The sequence below is a fragment of the Brevibacillus sp. AG genome (assembly GCF_028369215.1).
Taxonomy (GTDB): domain Bacteria; phylum Bacillota; class Bacilli; order Brevibacillales; family Brevibacillaceae; genus Brevibacillus; species Brevibacillus porteri.
Window position 1 is genome coordinate 101,704 of the sequence record NZ_JAQMYO010000012.1, and the last position, 17,648, is coordinate 119,351.

Sequence of the window (17,648 nt, forward strand, 5' to 3'; positions counted from 1 at the left end):
ATGAGTTTTATGGCGGACAACACCATCGAGTCAAATCATCACGATAAAATTTTCATGGATCTCCTGGTATATGACCAGCTCTTAGACGAACAAAAGGCCGTAATGGTCATTTTCTTAGCACTTCAGTACTTTCGCTGCGTGAATGGAACCAACTCAGAAGGCTGGTTTAAAGTTAGTTATACAGAACTCAAGCAAAAGCTTGGTGCGAGTAGCGATACGGTCACGTACGGTATACGACGATTGATCGATGGTTCGATTCTTGAATTAACACAAACTAAGACAAACGAAAACTACTATCTTTTTAGTGAACGATCGTATGAGAAGATACGATACATAACCTTACGTCCGCAGGTAGTGGAAAAGCTATTTACTGTACCAAAATCAGCATTACGGATGTATCTTGCTTTACATTTTTTTCGAATCGAACAACAACTTGAGGGTTCATCCCCCATATTAGTGAAGCGTGAGGACTTTAAATTGTTTGTTGGCATTGCGAATAATACAATCTCTTCATCGCGAGAGGCGTTGTTTTCCCAAGGCTTAATAGATTTTGAGAGAAGCCAGAGCGGGAAAGCTCCGATGTGTTATTACATTCTGGAAGAATGATCACAGGTTTGTAATTGTGATCTGAACGGAATTCGATGGAAGGAGGGTATTTATCGTATTTTGGAATCGATGTAGAAAGGGAGCTAAATGATGAGGAAAATGATTCTGGTCTTTCTTATACTGATATATCCGATCTATTACTATCTAGCAACTGGAGTGGTCTCCAGCCTTTTAGATCAGTATTCATTAGAGGAGGTCCAAGCATTTTTAATAAAAGCCCTTGTGTATTTATTGCCTGTTTCTATCGGCGTGATCTTTTCGAAACGATTACTTACAGGCAGATGGTAACTTGTTGTGCGGGAGTGCATTCGACGGTATAGCGGAGTTGATAGCCTTGGTAATTCCGTATAACAGCATCTTTTTTAGAGGAAGAAGTTGGGAGAATAATGCGGATCGAAAAGATAATTGCGGGGTTAATCTCACTAACAATTATGAGCATTTTCATTTTCTATGTTAGCAAGATTTTCTTTGATATCAAAAAGATGACAAATCTGATGACTGTTATTTATATCTTAGGAGCAATAACTTTATGTATCCTATGGAGCTTTACTTCTAATGATTCAGAGGGGAAGAGAAGAAAGAGGACGATGCTAACCGGTTTCCTCATCATGACTGTTTCCTACGGTTCTTTATATATTATTACCCCATTTTTGCTGAATAAGTAATTCTGTTTGTAGTTTAAATATTACTTTCATTTGGTGGTTTTATGGAGGGGAAGGTATGTTTGATAAAAGCCAGTTAAACGACCAAATAGATCATATACGTGAGGGCTCATCAATTGAAGAAATAAGAAGTGCTGTAACGGCAGCTCTATCAGTGTTAGAGCGACAAGAATTTAATTTGCAAGAGAAAGCGACTTCTCATGATTTGTTTAATGCATGTAATTCAGTTTTCAATAACAATTATGCTCTGGGTTTGACCCATTTTAGTGATTATTTAGCTCGATGTAATGATTCTGAACGAATGAGTCTGGAAGAGATACAAATATGTAGTGCATTATTAAAAGTGATAAAGGCAAATGTGTAATGTGTGGTGATTACTCATATTTTGAGTGGAATAGCGAGAATTTCAATGAACAATAAAGGAGGTATAGACGCTATTGGTTGGGTCTACAAAGATAAAATACTATCCTGTACTTAGCACAGAAATGAGTAGAGATCAGCGTAGATATGTGGTTAATTTTCTTAAGGTTAAGGAAAAGTGTCTGATATATGATGTTATGCAAGCTGAAAGTAGCCATGCGTACAAACGTGAATGGTTTGAGTCTATAGGAATTCGCCATATGCTTCTTGAACAAAAATTTATTGATAACTCTTTGAGTTTGATACAAAGAATTGAATGGATGATAATTGACCGTTCCTTTTTTCATCATGAACAGGAAAAGAAAATTATTCAAAACAACGTAGCATTAATCGAATTAATAAAACAGATGAAAATGAAAGTCACTCTTTTCATGTTAGAAGAAGATGACTTAATAGAGCTGAATAAGCTGCTTGATAAAAGTCAGTATAAGATGAAAAAACCATGGTGGCGTCTGTTTTAACTGTCGAACCCCAGGAGGTTTGAATAACTAATTCATGTGGATTAACACAGTAGTTTCTGAATAGCCTTGGGGATCACTTGCCTGAATACTTGATACGAGAGTAGATAATGGTGCGTATCGATGCAAGGGCAAAACTCCATGAGCGACATACAATCGGTTGAATTTTAACAAGGAGGTTTCCAATGAATATTGATATCTTCTTCGGAATGATACTGATGTACGCATATATTTTAGTCATGGCCATTAGCCTTTATACGATCTTAATTTCTAAGAAACGGCAGCATCGTCATATCTCTATAATCTGCATTATAGGTTTTGTTACATTACTTGCGTTTTATCAAACGTATTAAAGGGCCGAGGCCAAGCGCTTGCAACTGAGAGGCATAAGCCGTTTTTGTCACTACACAATAATGTATAAGAGGTGAATGATAATGCAAACATTATTGGTCAGTATTCGCCCTTTTTTTAGGGTAACGATGATTCTATGTGTGTTTGGCATAGTATTAAATCACTTCGTTAATGCAGATAGCCTTTCAGGATATATGGTCATGCTAATTGGAATGGCAATGGCAACTTTCGGATTGTATTTCGTTGGTACTGGTGAAGTGGAAGAAGAGTAGTTTATCAAAACCGTGTAAGGAGGAAAGAAATGATAAACACAATCAAAATTACACGGATGAACTGAAGCCATTCACAAAAGAGCTAAAATTAGATGGTTGGCAATCGGCCCATTATTACACTCGCCGAGGAGTCAATGTAGACCGTCTTAGAGATTTAGCAAAGAAAGGCGATATTGGAGCTAAGGTTTTGAACATTGAGGGCTACCAGACATCTTGGTATTACCATGAAACAACGGTTAATGAACTTCGTGAAAAATCGCTGATTTAACCTATTAGTTGTTTAAACATAGGAGGGAGCTGGTTAAAATCACATTTGTCTCAAACGTATCGTAAAAAGGTTTTGAAAGAGCTAGTAGACATTCGATTAAAAGAGTTGTTTCTTGAAAAGGCTATCTATGTCTTTGATAAGATTGCAAGTAAACAAAGACCTGACAGAGTTCCAAATTTAGAAAAGTATAAAGTAAGGTTGGAAAAAGTTAAAAAACTAATGCGCTAAAAAGGTACTTTAATCTAGAAAGAGGGGTAATCACAATGAGAAATGATTCAATAAAAGACTTAGATTCCAACAATTCAATGTTTATATCTAATGATAGTAGTGTAATTGTAAAGAGTATAAATCAGTATCTGTATCCGTTTGACGACCTAGCGAAAGACTTTCCCCAATTTAAAGAGTTAATCCCAGTTGGAATAGAAAATGTTGATTCTGTCGTAGCTTCTCTACTGATAACTATCCGTGATACTCCTGAGATTCTAGATAAAGTTACGCTTGTTAAGGGATTTGGCGGAGATGCGCTACATATTTTAGTTCGACTTGATCAATTCGCTGTACTTCATGACAGCTTTGATTACAAGACTGATAACTTCAACCCAGAAACTCCTGAGGAGTTGACCGCAATTTGCGAGAAGTTCGAAAGTATTGATTTATGTCTTGATAATCGTACAACAGACTGGGTGTTAATGGAAATGAAAGAGAAGGGCTTTGAGTTCTAAAGTTAACGTTCAATCAAAATGTAAAAAATCTCGTTGTAGTGCAGAATAGATGATAAACAATCGGAGGATTTTATGTTTCACACTAAAATGTATAAACTTTTCTTTTCAGCACTGCTATGTGTGCTCATGCTCAATGGTTGTGCAAGTAGTAATGCGTCTACTGAAGCCACTCCAGCAGTAAACGCAACAAACGCAAAAACAACTACTTCAAACACCACAGACACCACTTCCACAACTGCAAGTTCATCTGACCAGAAACCCAACCAAGACCAGTCAAACAATTCAACCGTCACAACTACATCAACTACGAACGGGATACTAACTGTCCACTTTATAGATGTGGGTCAAGGTGGATCGCAACTAATCATTAGCCCAACAGGTAAAACGATCCTTATTGATGCTGGTAATAACGATAAAGAACAGGTAGTTACAGACTATCTTAAGAAAGAAAACGTCAAAAAGGTTGATATTCTCATTGGGACACACCCAGATGCAGATCATACAGGAGGTATGGATGCCGTCATTCGAAATTTTGAAATAGGCAAGGTATATATGCCTAAAGTTCAATCAAATACGAAGACATTTGAGAGTGTAATTACAGAGATTGCTAAGAAGGGCTTAAAAGTCTCCACTGCAAAAGCAGGTTTGAAATTAGAATGGGAACCAAATGCATCAGTTGAGATGATAGCTCCTATTGGTACATATCAGGACGCAAATGAAATGAGTGCTGTCATTCATCTAACATACGGTAACAATTCGTTTTTGTTCATGGGTGATGCGGAAGGAGAAAGTGAGTCTGACTTGCTAAAGTCTCAGGTAAATATAAAATCGGACGTACTCCTAGTTGGTCACCATGGCTCTAAGACATCGACTAGTCAAGAATTTCTAGATAAAGTGAATCCATCATATGCTGTTATTCAAAGTGGAAAAGGGAACAAGTATGGTCATCCCACAGACGCAGTGTTGAATCGACTTTCAGAAAAAGGGATTAAGATCTATCGGAATGACGAACAGGGGAATATTGTCTTCACATCCAATGGAACTGATATCAGTGTTTCGGGTAATGACTGGAAGCCCATTGAAACTAAGAATAGTAGCGACACTAGTACGCTAACAGGTACAACACCAAGTGTAGTCTCTCCAAAGCAAGTTGATTCTGTTTATTATAAGAATTGCAGTGAAGCAAAGGCAGCTGGAGCTGCACCACTCCACAAAGGAGATCCCGGCTACCGAAGCGGCTTAGACAGAGATAATGATGGTGTAGCATGCGAGAAGTAAAGGAGGGCTTTATATGAAAGGAATTGTTGATCGCTTTGAAGGTGATTACGTAGTAATTGAGGTCAATGGAGAAACTCAAGATGTGGAGAAAGGTAAAGTTGAAAACGGTGTAATTGCTGGAGATACAGTTGAACTAATTGATGGGATTTGGACTAAGGATGAAGAAGGAACAAAAACAAGAAGTGCTGAAATCAAAAAGTTAATGGATAGTATTTGGGAAGATTGAGAATGAAACAGCGATTTGATTCAGTGATATTTATCCGCGATGCTCATTAAGAAAATGGAAGATTTCATTGTGCTTGGCGGAAGAAAGAAGGGTTATGTATGCAAATTATCAACGAACTGATCGATAAACATGATTGGGCAATGCTTAGTTGGCGCGAGAGATACGGAGATGGTATTTGGGTGGCTCTGGCTCCTGCTGTATCCATGCTTGATAATATCGAGTTTATCAGTACAGGTAATGATATCCAAAGCATCGAACTAGCTTTGTATTTAAATGGGCAAGGCTTATGGTTACCAGTCGTTCAAGGCGAAACAATAATAGATGCTTTACGTGAGCTTGATCTCAAAACATCTTCTGTCCCTGAAGAATTCTTAGATAAATGGATGCGTGCCACTTATGACGCTTACGAAAGACTCTATGAATTAGGGCGTAGGGATGGATATAAACTAAAGGCTGCAATTACTGCCAAGGACAAAACCTTATTAGTCCCTGAAGAGTTGCAAGAGTTCATGGAATTAATGAAAGCGCATTGTTTTCCTGGGATAAGTAAGGAAGTATGAAAGCTTTGTTTCTATTGAGAACTGGGGAGTTAATTATAGGGATCGGTACTTAGGAAAAAACTATGACTACCGAGGAAGTTAAATCAGTACAGTTGTCGTAAACGATCGGAGAATGTAGTGGAATCATCGACTAAACCAGAACATGTAATAGATCAGTATATTTGTAGGGAATTGAATTCTCAAAAGGGGCTGGAAAAATGGATGATAAGTTTATTGAGCAGCTGATAAAGCAAATGGATGGAAAGATAATAATGATTAATCCAGATGTCAGTACATCTACATCATTTAACCCATTAAAAATAAGTGAAGATAGTCCCGACATAACAATGGAAGACTTATTTCATGAACGAGGACAACTACTATCTTTCAAACAGTTTACCCAAAAACATAGTGTTGATCGTGAGTACTGGGAACGAGTAACAAGCTTGATTAAATTAACCAAAGCTGCATTATAGTAGTCGAAACTGGAAACACTCCATCACCTATGATCATTCTTGTAAGCTATCGCTTGATTCACGAGAAAGGGGAACTAACATGTCCGCTGACATAGTGTTAGGGATAGGTGGGTTAACGGTAGTAGTTTTTGTTTCGCTTATTATTGTCTGGAAGCGGAGACTCGTACATACTAATCCTATCAATCACAATGATCCGTATCAGTCAATTAATGTAGACGGATTGGATGCAGATACAAAGGGGTACCTGGAAATAATAAAGAAACGAAGAGAACAAGGTAGCAGATTTGAGCCCTATAAGCGAGAAGATAGCTGGTTGCAGCCGAACAGTTGCGGAACAATCCCATATTACGGGAAACAAAGAGTATTTTTGCAGTTTGGTAAATCAGAAAGCACTGAAAGGTTATCTAGTATTGATAAGAAAACTTCATTTGTATCTCAAAACGAGGATCTCCAGAGTGCTGTGGCTTTTGAATCGTATCATTCTAATCATGTCTCATCGAATGAAATGAATATAGACCGCTATGAACAGACTCAAGATGAAGATAGAACATACTTGTATTAATTATAGGAAGCTGGCCTAGATTAATTTGACCGATAACTGGATAAGGTCATAAACTCCATACCATCTGATGAAGCACTGCGTGTTAATCATGAATTGTCAAAAGAAAGTGCTACTCCAAAGTATGAAAAAACGTTAGGTGTATTAGAGCGGGAAATGCTAAAACGAGGATTCACTATAGAATCGAATCCATTAGATATAGGGTTATGTAGTGAAGTGAAGTGATCAATTAATCTGACGATTGTAAAGGATGAAAGACTGCGATTTTACTCCCTCATTAACCATTCAGATATGCCCTGAAATGGATAATCTTACTTGCGGTAAAAATAGTAACATGATATAATTCAAATCGAACAAAAGTCTCATACAGTTAGGTAAAAAGACTAAATACTTCGCCTGGACATCCCAAGCGTACCTTTAAACTAGTTAGCTACGGCTAATTAGTTTAACGGGTACGCTTTTATTTTTTTCATTGATTTTTTCAAGGATCGTAGACCTTGTAACGGATATTAAATGCACGGATATCCCAAGAAAAATGGAGGAGTAGGCGTGAATGTAAACAAGAAGAAAGTCATCACATTAGGGGTAATCTCATTCATAGCAGCAGGTTTAGCGGGAAATCTGCTTTTTACAAAATCCCAGCAGTTTTTTCGTGATGAAAACTATGAGGAAATCCTCGTATTACGAAAGGGTAAAATACTGAACCAGTATACTCCGATAGTTGAATCAGACTTGGAAACTATGCGAGTTGAAAACTCGGCATTAATAGATGGAATGATTGCTTCAACGAATCTCCCCAAGATAATCGGCAAGATGACATGGATACCGGTTGCGAATGGGGAACCGCTACTGGATTGGAAGTTAGTGGATGCAAAGAAAATGCTGCCGAATTTGGACCAAGCAAGGTACGAGATCCCGATAAATGAATTTTCACCTATGACTGAAATTCGGAAAGGTGACTTCGTTAAAGTATGGGTCAAATATTCAGCAAAGAAACAAGAGCAAATGATTGAGCAATTAGGACCTCCCATTGAGTTTAAGCAAACACCTGGCGCAGCTTCAGATTTCCTATTTACCAGCCAAGTAGCAGGGGTAAAAGGATCACAAGGTGAGGAAATTTTTAGTTTGCAAGCACCAGCATCTGACGCTACCCAAGCTGTAGGGGAGTTTATTGATAATAAACCGGAAACCTCTTCTGATACGCAAAGAAGACTACAGAAGACGTATCGCGGAGCGCCGTCCGCTATTCCTAGTAGGATCATCTTTAACTGGACCGATCAACAGTACAAGATATTTGCGGAAGCATTGAAATATGGAGACGTACAGATCGGTGTTTATATGCCTCAAGCGGAGAAGTTGACTCTTACTAACAAGGGTGAAGTGGAGCCAGCAGGATTCCCGCTTCAACAAGAAAGCAGTAAGACTCAGTCAACGCAGCAAGTAAAACCATAACTGCACAAGGCTATGAAAGGAGTGTTACACAATGATTGCACTTGTTCTATCATCCCGTCCTCTTCAAGCAAAAGAGTATTTGCCTGAAACAGCATCTATTCGAAATGCGATTCCAGAGAAAGTAGATGCAATGAACGTTTCCACCTACGAGCTAATGCTAGAGAGATTACGCGAGTATGAACCTAAAATCGTACTCGTCGTCACTTCTGATATGTCTGAATCAGCATATAAATGGATTCCCGAAGTAATGGGATGTCTGTCGAAAAGTGATCAAACCTTATTTATCATACCGAAGTCAGAAAAAGACCAGTATCATCTTCAGGTGGTAATTGGCGAGCTTGTTCAAGTTTCAAACTGGAGAGGGCAGGTTAGCTTACTTGGATTTAACCTTACCTACCAAGAAGTTGCAGATCAACTTTCTGGGTATGGGCAATCTGATGGAGAAATCCAAGGGAATACTTCAGAGGAAAATGAGAGCGATGAAATCGACGAGCTTACCGTACTGTTGGGGGCAACTGAGAAAGCGAAGGGAAGAGATGGATATGTTATTGCATTAACAGGTCCAGGATCAGCAGGGGCGACAACATTTGCTTTATACCACTTCCCTTATCTAGCCAAATTAAATCCAGAGAAAGAGTTCCTTTTAGTTGATTTGAACGAAGATAAGAAGGATTTAGTAGTTGCTACAAATTCAGAGAATTATCGTCTTGATTACTTCATAACGGCGTTTCAAAAGAAAAAACTAGAGAAAACAAGTTTTAAATACAATACACCGTACAAATCCATTCCCAACTTGAAAGTCATAAACGCTGTTCAGGATCAGCATAAATGGACGTCTAACGAAATTGTGATGTTCTTAGATAAAGTCCGAGATGAATTTGATGTTATCGCGTTTGATGCAGGGCAATTGCGGACTTCATCGAATGCGCAAATTCGCTTGTTGAGAGAAGCGGATAAGGTTTCTGTATTTGTTCGACCTGATAGTTTTTCACTAAATCGCACACTGAGCTTCAAGAATATTCTTGATAAGTTACCAAGTGAAGTCATCATTACTCATTTCGACTCGGCATACGTTTCGAAAAGTGAAATTGAGAAGTATATTGGATTGCCAGTCATGGGAGTAGTCTCTTATGAGCGAGGGCTCATTCCGAAACTGAGCTCAACTGACATTATGGAACCACCAAAAGCGATAGTTAAGGATTTTGTTTCTTACAATTGGGGCATTGAGTTGACCGTTGTGATCAAGAGAAAGAGGCTGCTGTTTAATTAAGGAATCGATGCAGATTGCTTAACCAATGCGGAGAAGCTCTGTAAGTGAACGAAAGAATGCAGTAGTCGTATTCGAGGAGTTCGGGTCACTTTTTGAAGCCATAAAAAATGGTCGAATCGTGACGTCTATAGGTGAAGCTAACCACGTACGAGCTACACTGAAGGCGAGTAGTAAGGGAGCTATCACCACTTAGACTAACCGCTTCCCCATGGCCGAATTGAATAAGTCATAGACGGAGTGATGCTTGATGAGCAACCGTAAATCGCTAGATGAAGTGATCGATATTATCACGGATTACTACAAAGAAATGCGAGAAATTAATAGTGCTGATAAAAAAGAACTAGTTCAAAACTGGATCGCGAATATTCAAAAGAAAGATGACCGGGTAGCAAAACAGAATCTCATTTCAGACTTAGCTTCTATGTTAAAAGAGAAAAATATTGTTCTCGGCGATGAACATAAAATCTATCCGAATGTACCACCTGAAGATGGCCTTGTCTATCGAATATATGGACTTTGTGTATACGATGCAATTAATAGCTTGTCTCCGTCCGTTGAGTCCGTTTGGATCAGTGCAAATCAAATAGCACGGTACGTGGAAAGTGGTGTCATTAAAAACTATTACAACTATATGCCAGATGCTTCAGAGATGGAATCAATTCAATCGCGGTTGGAAGAGATCTGTCAGAAACCCCACAATAAGTCCCACCCTATTTTACGAGGATTTATCGAATCAAGTGAGACACGTATCCAATCGTATATTCCGCCTCGTGCATTTTCGCGATCACTTCGAACTAGGAGGTTGGTAACACCATCATTTTCCTTAGATGACATGAAGGAAATGGACGAAAAATCGCGCGAGCTATCAAAACAAAGTGTGAAAGGTCGCCTAAATATTATGGTAGGTGGGGGGCAAAATGTAGGCAAAACAACTCGACAAATCGGCTTGTTGCTCCTTAAAGATCCAGAGACAGAGAATATTACGATCTATGAATCAGAGCATGAGATGAGATTTCAATTGAAGTGGCCAGGATCAGTTGTTGAGCTTCAAGATATAGATGATATGGGCTTTTCAGCAGTACAACGAGATGTTTTCCGTAATGGATCTCATACAATCGTTTTTGCTGAGCCACGAGAAGGAATTGAAGCGCATTATGCATTATTGAGTTGTTCTAGGGGTAGTGACCAAACTGTCATGACATATCATTTACGTGTTCCGGACCTCGATGATCCCGTATCTGCTATCCGAGAATTCGCAGTCCTTGTGAATGATTACAGAAAAACGAATGTAGTTGATGTCTACCGTAGTATAGCTTCAGGCCTTGATATCATATGGGTCCTGGAGAATATCGGTGGAAAACGAATCGATTACAGTATTTTCTTACCAGAAATGCAGGAAGGACATTTCTCGCCTAGAGGGGATTACATTCAGCCAGAACCAAGAGCGAGAGTACTAGCAAAATATGATTACACGAGTAAAAAGCTAGAGTGGACGGGAGAAATGTTACCAGATCTAATGGTACGTTTTATGACTAATAAAGGCAAATCGGATCTTGAAATACTCCGTAGCTTAGGGCTGACAGATTTAAAAAGGGAGGTATAAACATGATACCTTCACTTCTGGCAAATGTTAATTGGGGGGCTTTCCTTCTTAGTGTCACGGTTGCCTTATTTGTTGCAGGTGGATTATTCACTTTGTTGTTGTTTCTTGGGTCAAGACTCGGTCCAAATAACCGCACCAACGGTTTCTACGACAATCTGAGAAAAAGTAGTCTAAAAAACATTAATCGATGGCAGAAAGAGTGGAAAGTAGAATGGTTCGATAATCTTGAAATGTGGCTCATGATTATTGGAGACGGGTTGAAACCGAAATACGATCCTTTTTCTTTTCTCGTCACTTCTGTTGCCTTAGGGGTGTTTTGTTTCATCTATTTTCTTAAGGTTACGGCCTCTTTCATATTAGCTGGGGTGACTGGAATCGTCGGTTTTATTTTCCCAATCATTATCATCTATATTAGTTTCTTGAGTGTGGCTTCAGATACAAGGAAAGTTTTTCTACCATTTGTAGATGGATATACGCAAACCTATTTAGATTATAACCGAGTTGTGACACTTGCTTTTAAAGAGCTAGGTGATCGCTGTCCAGAAGAAATGCGATCGGTAGTTAATTACTTGAATCTTTGTATTGCAGATTCAACGGAACCCTTCGAAAAATCAATGAACAAGTTTGCTGAAATCCTCAATTTTGGATGGGCACATGATTTTGCAGCTATCATTATCAGCGGTAAAACGGGAGAGTATAAGCAGATAGAAGGGGCACTAAATAATTTGTCGTTGTCTCTTTGGGCTGCTAAATCTGTCGACCTGGATAGAAACGCGACAATCAAAGTTGTCTTCGCGCTGATGACAATATTAGCAATTTTCGCATTAGGCCTAATGCAGCTAAACATGTCACTACTCCCAGAATCAAAGCAAATTTACTTTGCAACACCCGAAGGAATCAATTTTATCACAATCAGCATCGTCATTCTGGTTGTATCCTTTATTGGAGCGCTTATCTGGGCTAAAAAAGGAGATCGTTTATAATGGGTGATTTGTTGGATGCCATAAAGGATACCATACTTGGATTTCAGTATGTAGTTGGGTTTGGTGGAGAAGGACATCTTCTTTTACGCCTTGGCCTCATTTTAATGGTAGCCATACCATTTGGTCTTTTCCTGATGTCCATGTTAACACTAGCTAGTAATCGGTTAGATAAACCCACTCCTACAAAACAGCAGCAAATCGAAACATTACGAAAAGCTGCCAATAATATTGGAAGCCGTGTTGAACGAACTTTTCTTGGTAAAACCAAGACGTATCGGCAATTTGAGCGTCTGGTGAAAATGGCAGATTCCCCACTAGGTTTAAATGCAAGAGAATGGTTCTTACTATTAGTAGGTACTGGTCTTGTTGTTTCCATCATGGTAATGATGCAATCCGTGATTGATTGGATGATTTATAAAATCTATTCAATCCCGCTCTTCAGCCTATTTTTTTATCCAACAGGGGCAATGGCGATCTTGTATTTCTACATAAACTCAAAGGCGAAGAAACGTTCTTACATTCTCCAATACGATTTTATACGTGCATTCAATCGGCTTGGAGACCTGCATAACGAAACTTCATATCGAATGCTCGAAGTATCGCTGGCTGGTACACGCTTATTAAAGAACTACCTACCGCGTGTTGATCTGTTTAAAAAAGATCCGAAAGAAGCGATGGAGAGATTCGTTAACGAAATCGGTATGGAAGAGGCAATCCTATTTAAGAATACCATTCTCAATATTATTAATAATCCTGAGAACAAAGATAATCAAATCTTAAGGGCCGAAATGGGCATTCAAAAGAAACGCTCTGCCGATGAACAGAAGGGTGTAAAGATGCTCGAAATGGGGTTTAATACTTTCGCTTTCGGTCCATTTGCAGTATGTGTCGGGGCTATTTTCTTACCATGGTATCAATTTTTGAAGCAACAGTTAAGTAACTTGATTGGGTGGTAAAGTGCCCATTGTACACCCGCTAAAACAGGGGGCTTAAATAAGGCAAATAAGAAATAGGAGGTTGTGTTTGGATGTTTAGATCACGGAAAAGTAAATTAGCAGGATTAATTATTGGGGTACTTGGTTTTCTCATGACCTACTACTTATATTTTGGGGGTGAACCCATTTAGTAATCTGATGAGGAGATCCATGTATTTAACATTACCACTGGTAAAGTTGTCGTTCTAGTAGTTACGTTAGGGTTCATTACCTATGTATTTCCGATTTTACTCCTGCATTTGCAGGTGATCCGAACGATGCAAATAAGAAAAGTCTGAAGAAGGAAGTAACCGACAACATGCGTGTATCACGACAAGGGGAGGAAAATCGGTGTCTGATTATAAGCTTGAAAAAATAGCCGGAGCAATCGTTGGTTTGGTAGTTATTATCCTAACGTTGTACTTAATAGAAGGGAGGTGAACCTGTTTAAGTAATGAATAGGAGGAGCTTTGCATGTTTAGCATGACCTTCGGAAAAGTTGTGGCTATCGTATTTTCTTTGATGTTCATTACCTATGTGTTTACTGACTTTACACCTGCTATTGCTGGCGATCCAAATGACGCTAATAAGAAAAGCTTAAAAAAGGAAGTAACCGAAAACATGTGGGAGATAGTCCCAAAATAACAAGGATATTTTAGGAGGTAATAGAATGTTTGATTCAACGTTTGGAAAAGTCGCGGGGCTAGTAGTTGGTTTGGTGTTTACGATCACGGTACTTGTGAATGGTGTATCAATTGGAGGATTTGAACTTGGTCAGAAGTCTGCGGTACAGCTTTCAACGATCGAGTCTGACCCAATGAACGGCACTTCTAAGGTTCCAGAAATGCAAGCAGGAAGCTCTTCTGTAAACATCGTGAAGTAGATGAAAATTCTAATAACACTCCTGCTATCACTCTTCATGATACTGATAGCAGGAGGAACACTGAACCTGGATAGTTTTAAAAATATGGATGAGGCACATGATGCCAGAAAATCAAGGATCGTATCCAAGAATGTGAATACGGATCGTTAAGGGAGTCTGTACACGATGTCCGAAATGTTATCTAGCGTAATTTCGCTATATACGTTTGTCATACTCGTAACACTAGCTTTCATCTCTTATGTGTACGAAGACGAACAGGCTGTAGCCCGGTCCATTCATGTACAGGTAATGAAAGAGATGGCGGGATCTGGTTACCTAGACCCCGTTGTCTCTGCTTATTACTCAAAAGAATTGGAGAAAGAGGGATTAAGTAAATCGACGGGTGCGTATTTTTCTCCCTCTCATAAAGATCCCTCGAACCGCGCAATGAAGCCTGTTTATAGTGAAGTAGATCCTAAGAAAAATTTCGTACAGTTAGAAACACGAATCAAGCCAAGTTTTACTACAGTGCTCATTAACTGGTTACGAACAGGAAATGGAGACTTTCACTTTATCAATGAAAGAGAGAGTCAGTACATCCCATTTAAGGCAGGTGGCTAAAAAATGGTTAAGGGGATTTCAATCATTGTTGTTTGTGTCTTCACCCTCGTCATGGGAGTATATACCTTTACGGCAGATCCGAGTTCTGTTAATCCTCAAACAATCGCTTTCTTCGATCATTTACTTAAATTTATGAATACCTGGGGGACAAATTGATTTTGTCTCAAGAGTCAAAGTTCAAGCTTCTTCTTAGAATGCAAAGTTAGATTACCGATACCCCAAGGGGGAAAAGAATTTGAATAACTATCTTGGGACGCTACTCTCCATTTTTGTAAGTTTGGTTATTGCAGCAGCATTTATTCAAATACATGTTGTTAATCAAATAAAACAAGAGATGCGTGAGCTGCAAGCAGATGCCGTAAAGAAGATAGAGGCAGAGGGGAACTTAGACCCCGTCAATGCTCAACCCCTTTTACTTTCGTATTTAGAAGACGAAATAGCGACAAAAAACTTTCGGCTCGATATTAACAAGTTACAAATCAAAGTAAGACGTACGGAAGGTATTAGTGATGGAGCACTAACCTATAATGACGAGTTTACTTGCACGCTAACCTATGAAAAACCAAATCTGGTTTCCTTTTTTCAAAGCAACCGTGATTTTGTATATACGATGCATGGAACCATGGAGCCTCTTCCGTATGATGCAAACCCTTAGGAGATAATACCATGCCCAAACTCTTACTTGGATTGTTTCTTCATTTCGTTTTGCTTTATGCAGGTATGTTGGTGATGGACACCGATGACATTACCGGCAAAAAAATGGAGATTGAACGTTTGATTGATAATGCTAATCATCATGCATCATTCGCGCTAGTAGAAGACCTCAAACGTCAAGGGGTAATCGAGATTGATATGCCCAAAGCGCTTGAACGATTTCATAATCGGATGAACCAAAATGGGAATTATACATGGGATGATATAGGGAAGTACACCCCAGCTCCTAACTCGGTTACAAAGACGAATGTTAACGTAGGGTGGCAATACATCGACTTTCAACAATGGCACGATTCATATGATGTGACATTAACGATGACTGGCAATTCGATTAAAACCACGAGTATGATGAATATGGGGCCGGGCTCCGTATTGCGGGCCACACTTGTTGCAAACGGTAAAACATATGAGCTGCCGCCTAAAGTAATGACTGGACCCAGTATTGTTGCTGTAGCGTACGTAGATGATCCAGGTCTTATTCCAAAATTGGGCCGTCAGATCATACCGGTGATTAGTGTTCAGGAACTTCGTTTCTAGAGAAACAAGATGTAGCTAAAATTAGTAACAAATGGTATAGTGAGTCCAAGAGTCTTGTTTTTGATGAGGTAGACGTTTGTCATTTTCCTCGGTATCAGCCTGTTGGCTGGGAGAAACATGCATTCTAGAACCATTAATTTCATAGTTGGCTGTCTGGAAATACCAGCGGATCATAATCCTTTTCTTTCAAGTATGGAAGAAGGATTTGATCCGCTTTTGTGTTTTTATGGCGAACAACGACCGAACCACTTATTGCACACCAGTAATTGTATATCAAACTGCAATCAACTATACTAGAATGGAAAGGACGTTAAATCATGGAAAAAAGCGTTGCACAACAAAAGAAAGGTTTTTTTAGTGGAGTAAAAGGGAAGGTCATAATTGGAGTGACTGGAGTGTTTATGGTCGCAGGAGCTTTCTTTGGTGGTATGATGATCAATCAACCTAGTTCTGATGCTAAGGCGGAGACTGTTGTTTCATCCGATATTGAATGGGCTAAGAATAGAGGCCTCATTTCTTCTGACGTGGAGACGTATGAACAACCTTTGCAGGGGGACTTTCTTCGAATGGTAATGATCCAATTTGGTGACATTGCCTCTAAACCTATCGAAGTTAAGGAAGTTACTGATCCAAAGTATAGAGATGTGTATGAATCAGCTAAGTTCTATGGAGTCGTTCCATGCGGCTGCATTATAAATCCAATTCGTACACTCTCATTACGAGAGGGTGCAGATTTTGTTACTCTGGCTATTAATAAAAAAGTTGGTCAACACGTAGTAAGTGTTCAAGATGTAGAGGCTTGGGTTGGGATCAAGGACGGCACAGTAGCCCCGCTCAATTACGAATATGCTACGAAATTGCTTAGAAAAATGGAAGAAGTTTATGCAACGAAAAATTATGAACCTCAAGGAGGCATTTTAAATGAAAAAACAAGTTAACGGTCTGCTGGTTGCTACTTTGATCGCTACAGGGGTATTGACCGTGGGAGGGACTCCCGCTGTATCTGTAGCGAAAGCACAAAAAGTAGCAACGAAATCTGATTATAGCAACCACCAGTATAAAGAAGCGATTGACTATGTAATAAGCAAAAAAGTGATGTGGAAATATGCAGATGAATCATTCAAACCAGACGCACAGATGACACAAGGGCAATTTTTGACAAGTCTAGTCACATTAATGCAATTGAAGGAAAAGGCTAGTGTTTCACAGGTACCAGTAGGTCATTGGGCAAAGGATGTATATGAAAAGGCAAGTAAAGCAGGAATACTATCTGGTATAAAGATAGATCCAAATAAAGGTCTTAGTAAAGAAGAGGCTTCCCTGCTAATCGTTAACGCTTGGAAACCATATCGCGGTGGTAAGAACCCCATCTTATCCAATTATCAGTACATGATTGCACGAAAATGGATGGAAAAAGTTTGGGGGCAAACAGGTGAAAGCGCATTTTTACGTGGAGAAGGAGCAGCGATATTCAAACTTCTTCATATGGATTTTAACGGTATGATACTTGGTCGTCAGGCAGCAGAGAAGTTCCACGCTAGTTTAAAAATTCAAGGAAGCACATTGACAGGAATATTTCCAAAAGTAAATGGGTTGAATATTTTTGGTGTAATTCTAAAGAAAGATAATACAACACTCTATTTTAAAGCTGGGGATAAGATTTCTATCAAGGCCAACGATGTGAAGTTCATGTCTTTCACTTCCCAGCTTCCGGGGTGGAGTCAAGAGATGTCTAGTTACGAATATTTGGAGTTACCAAAACTAACGAGGAAGAACGTAATGATTAGATACTAAC

The 17,648-nt window shown here is 39.1% G+C and carries 23 protein-coding genes and 1 pseudogene; all 24 read left to right on the forward strand.

Annotation, left to right across the window (positions count from 1 at the left end):
• The first annotated feature begins 9 nt into the window (after positions 1-9).
• The 24 genes and pseudogenes from POF51_RS26235 to POF51_RS26345 all read left to right on the forward strand — a co-directional run bounded on the left by POF51_RS26235 (position 10) and on the right by POF51_RS26345 (position 17,647).
• Positions 10-606, forward strand: a complete 597-nt coding sequence (locus POF51_RS26235; protein ID WP_271756402.1) for a hypothetical protein — start codon at positions 10-12, stop codon at positions 604-606.
• Between the two features lie 720 nt (positions 607-1,326).
• A complete protein-coding gene (locus tag POF51_RS26240; RefSeq protein ID WP_271756403.1) occupies positions 1,327-1,632 on the forward strand; it encodes a hypothetical protein in 306 nt (101 codons plus the stop codon).
• A gap of 73 nt (positions 1,633-1,705) precedes the next feature.
• Positions 1,706-2,149, forward strand: a complete 444-nt coding sequence (locus POF51_RS26245) for a hypothetical protein (RefSeq protein WP_271756404.1) — start codon at positions 1,706-1,708, stop codon at positions 2,147-2,149.
• Between the two features lie 431 nt (positions 2,150-2,580).
• Positions 2,581-2,769 (forward strand): hypothetical protein, encoded by a 189-nt coding sequence (locus POF51_RS26250; protein WP_271756405.1) that lies wholly within the window; start codon positions 2,581-2,583, stop codon positions 2,767-2,769.
• Entirely contained in the window at positions 2,741-3,037 is a 297-nt protein-coding gene (locus POF51_RS26255) for a hypothetical protein (protein ID WP_271756406.1), read from the forward strand. Before POF51_RS26250 ends, POF51_RS26255 begins: the two co-directional genes overlap by 29 nt.
• A gap of 57 nt (positions 3,038-3,094) precedes the next feature.
• Positions 3,095-3,164 (forward strand): annotated as a pseudogene (locus POF51_RS32235) (IS200/IS605 family transposase); the annotation flags it as partial.
• Positions 3,165-3,300: 136 nt separating this feature from the next.
• A complete protein-coding gene (locus tag POF51_RS26260; RefSeq protein ID WP_271756407.1) occupies positions 3,301-3,759 on the forward strand; it encodes a hypothetical protein in 459 nt (152 codons plus the stop codon).
• 72 nt (positions 3,760-3,831) lie between these two features.
• Positions 3,832-5,037 carry an MBL fold metallo-hydrolase gene (locus POF51_RS26265; protein ID WP_271756408.1) on the forward strand — a complete coding sequence of 402 codons (1,206 nt, stop codon included), beginning with the start codon at positions 3,832-3,834 and terminating at the stop codon, positions 5,035-5,037.
• A gap of 13 nt (positions 5,038-5,050) precedes the next feature.
• Positions 5,051-5,263 (forward strand): DUF3006 domain-containing protein, encoded by a 213-nt coding sequence (locus POF51_RS26270; RefSeq protein ID WP_271756409.1) that lies wholly within the window; start codon positions 5,051-5,053, stop codon positions 5,261-5,263.
• Between the two features lie 98 nt (positions 5,264-5,361).
• Positions 5,362-5,823, forward strand: a complete 462-nt coding sequence (locus tag POF51_RS26275; RefSeq protein WP_271756410.1) for a hypothetical protein — start codon at positions 5,362-5,364, stop codon at positions 5,821-5,823.
• Positions 5,824-6,020: 197 nt separating this feature from the next.
• Positions 6,021-6,278 carry a hypothetical protein gene (locus POF51_RS26280; protein WP_271756411.1) on the forward strand — a complete coding sequence of 86 codons (258 nt, stop codon included), beginning with the start codon at positions 6,021-6,023 and terminating at the stop codon, positions 6,276-6,278.
• A 79-nt stretch (positions 6,279-6,357) separates the two neighbouring features.
• Positions 6,358-6,840, forward strand: coding sequence for a hypothetical protein (locus tag POF51_RS26285; RefSeq protein ID WP_271756412.1), 483 nt, complete (start codon positions 6,358-6,360; stop codon positions 6,838-6,840).
• Between the two features lie 546 nt (positions 6,841-7,386).
• Positions 7,387-8,289, forward strand: coding sequence for an SAF domain-containing protein (locus tag POF51_RS26290; protein WP_271756413.1), 903 nt, complete (start codon positions 7,387-7,389; stop codon positions 8,287-8,289).
• 31 nt (positions 8,290-8,320) lie between these two features.
• Positions 8,321-9,559 carry a hypothetical protein gene (locus POF51_RS26295; RefSeq protein WP_271756414.1) on the forward strand — a complete coding sequence of 413 codons (1,239 nt, stop codon included), beginning with the start codon at positions 8,321-8,323 and terminating at the stop codon, positions 9,557-9,559.
• Between the two features lie 247 nt (positions 9,560-9,806).
• Complete coding sequence (locus POF51_RS26300) at positions 9,807-11,162, forward strand: ATPase, T2SS/T4P/T4SS family (RefSeq protein WP_271756415.1); 1,356 nt, start codon at positions 9,807-9,809, stop codon at positions 11,160-11,162.
• A gap of 2 nt (positions 11,163-11,164) precedes the next feature.
• Positions 11,165-12,145, forward strand: a complete 981-nt coding sequence (locus tag POF51_RS26305) for a hypothetical protein (RefSeq protein ID WP_271756416.1) — start codon at positions 11,165-11,167, stop codon at positions 12,143-12,145.
• Entirely contained in the window at positions 12,145-13,101 is a 957-nt protein-coding gene (locus tag POF51_RS26310) for a hypothetical protein (RefSeq protein WP_271756417.1), read from the forward strand. Before POF51_RS26305 ends, POF51_RS26310 begins: the two co-directional genes overlap by 1 nt.
• 492 nt (positions 13,102-13,593) lie before the next feature.
• The gene (locus POF51_RS26315; protein ID WP_271756418.1) at positions 13,594-13,764 is read left to right on the forward strand and encodes a hypothetical protein; all 171 of its coding nucleotides are present in this window, start codon (positions 13,594-13,596) and stop codon (positions 13,762-13,764) included.
• A gap of 25 nt (positions 13,765-13,789) precedes the next feature.
• On the forward strand, positions 13,790-14,002 hold the full coding sequence (locus POF51_RS26320) for a hypothetical protein (protein ID WP_271756419.1): 213 nt from the start codon (positions 13,790-13,792) through the stop codon (positions 14,000-14,002).
• Positions 14,003-14,167: 165 nt separating this feature from the next.
• Positions 14,168-14,602, forward strand: coding sequence for a hypothetical protein (locus POF51_RS26325; protein WP_271756420.1), 435 nt, complete (start codon positions 14,168-14,170; stop codon positions 14,600-14,602).
• Between the two features lie 235 nt (positions 14,603-14,837).
• Complete coding sequence (locus POF51_RS26330) at positions 14,838-15,257, forward strand: hypothetical protein (RefSeq protein WP_271756421.1); 420 nt, start codon at positions 14,838-14,840, stop codon at positions 15,255-15,257.
• An 11-nt stretch (positions 15,258-15,268) separates the two neighbouring features.
• Positions 15,269-15,853, forward strand: a complete 585-nt coding sequence (locus tag POF51_RS26335; protein ID WP_271756422.1) for a hypothetical protein — start codon at positions 15,269-15,271, stop codon at positions 15,851-15,853.
• A 317-nt stretch (positions 15,854-16,170) separates the two neighbouring features.
• On the forward strand, positions 16,171-16,791 hold the full coding sequence (locus tag POF51_RS26340) for a hypothetical protein (RefSeq protein ID WP_271756423.1): 621 nt from the start codon (positions 16,171-16,173) through the stop codon (positions 16,789-16,791).
• Positions 16,775-17,647 carry an S-layer homology domain-containing protein gene (locus tag POF51_RS26345; protein WP_271756424.1) on the forward strand — a complete coding sequence of 291 codons (873 nt, stop codon included), beginning with the start codon at positions 16,775-16,777 and terminating at the stop codon, positions 17,645-17,647. The genes POF51_RS26340 and POF51_RS26345 overlap by 17 nt, the downstream gene beginning before the upstream one ends.
• Position 17,648: the final 1 nt, after the last annotated feature.

Bases quoted from the DNA above. Each gene is read 5' to 3' on its own strand.
- POF51_RS26235 (WP_271756402.1), top strand. From the start codon at position 10: ATGGCGGACAACACCATCGAGTCAAATCATCACGATAAAATTTTCATG.
- POF51_RS26240 (WP_271756403.1), top strand. From the start codon at position 1,327: ATGTTTGATAAAAGCCAGTTAAACGACCAAATAGATCATATACGTGAG.
- POF51_RS26250 (WP_271756405.1), top strand. From the start codon at position 2,581: ATGCAAACATTATTGGTCAGTATTCGCCCTTTTTTTAGGGTAACGATG.
- POF51_RS26260 (WP_271756407.1), top strand. From the start codon at position 3,301: ATGAGAAATGATTCAATAAAAGACTTAGATTCCAACAATTCAATGTTT.
- POF51_RS26265 (WP_271756408.1), top strand. From the start codon at position 3,832: ATGTTTCACACTAAAATGTATAAACTTTTCTTTTCAGCACTGCTATGT.
- POF51_RS26270 (WP_271756409.1), top strand. From the start codon at position 5,051: ATGAAAGGAATTGTTGATCGCTTTGAAGGTGATTACGTAGTAATTGAG.
- POF51_RS26275 (WP_271756410.1), top strand. From the start codon at position 5,362: ATGCAAATTATCAACGAACTGATCGATAAACATGATTGGGCAATGCTT.
- POF51_RS26280 (WP_271756411.1), top strand. From the start codon at position 6,021: ATGGATGATAAGTTTATTGAGCAGCTGATAAAGCAAATGGATGGAAAG.
- POF51_RS26285 (WP_271756412.1), top strand. From the start codon at position 6,358: ATGTCCGCTGACATAGTGTTAGGGATAGGTGGGTTAACGGTAGTAGTT.
- POF51_RS26295 (WP_271756414.1), top strand. From the start codon at position 8,321: ATGATTGCACTTGTTCTATCATCCCGTCCTCTTCAAGCAAAAGAGTAT.
- POF51_RS26300 (WP_271756415.1), top strand. From the start codon at position 9,807: ATGAGCAACCGTAAATCGCTAGATGAAGTGATCGATATTATCACGGAT.
- POF51_RS26305 (WP_271756416.1), top strand. From the start codon at position 11,165: ATGATACCTTCACTTCTGGCAAATGTTAATTGGGGGGCTTTCCTTCTT.
- POF51_RS26310 (WP_271756417.1), top strand. From the start codon at position 12,145: ATGGGTGATTTGTTGGATGCCATAAAGGATACCATACTTGGATTTCAG.
- POF51_RS26315 (WP_271756418.1), top strand. From the start codon at position 13,594: ATGTTTAGCATGACCTTCGGAAAAGTTGTGGCTATCGTATTTTCTTTG.
- POF51_RS26320 (WP_271756419.1), top strand. From the start codon at position 13,790: ATGTTTGATTCAACGTTTGGAAAAGTCGCGGGGCTAGTAGTTGGTTTG.
- POF51_RS26325 (WP_271756420.1), top strand. From the start codon at position 14,168: ATGTCCGAAATGTTATCTAGCGTAATTTCGCTATATACGTTTGTCATA.
- POF51_RS26335 (WP_271756422.1), top strand. From the start codon at position 15,269: ATGCCCAAACTCTTACTTGGATTGTTTCTTCATTTCGTTTTGCTTTAT.
- POF51_RS26340 (WP_271756423.1), top strand. From the start codon at position 16,171: ATGGAAAAAAGCGTTGCACAACAAAAGAAAGGTTTTTTTAGTGGAGTA.
- POF51_RS26345 (WP_271756424.1), top strand. From the start codon at position 16,775: ATGAAAAAACAAGTTAACGGTCTGCTGGTTGCTACTTTGATCGCTACA.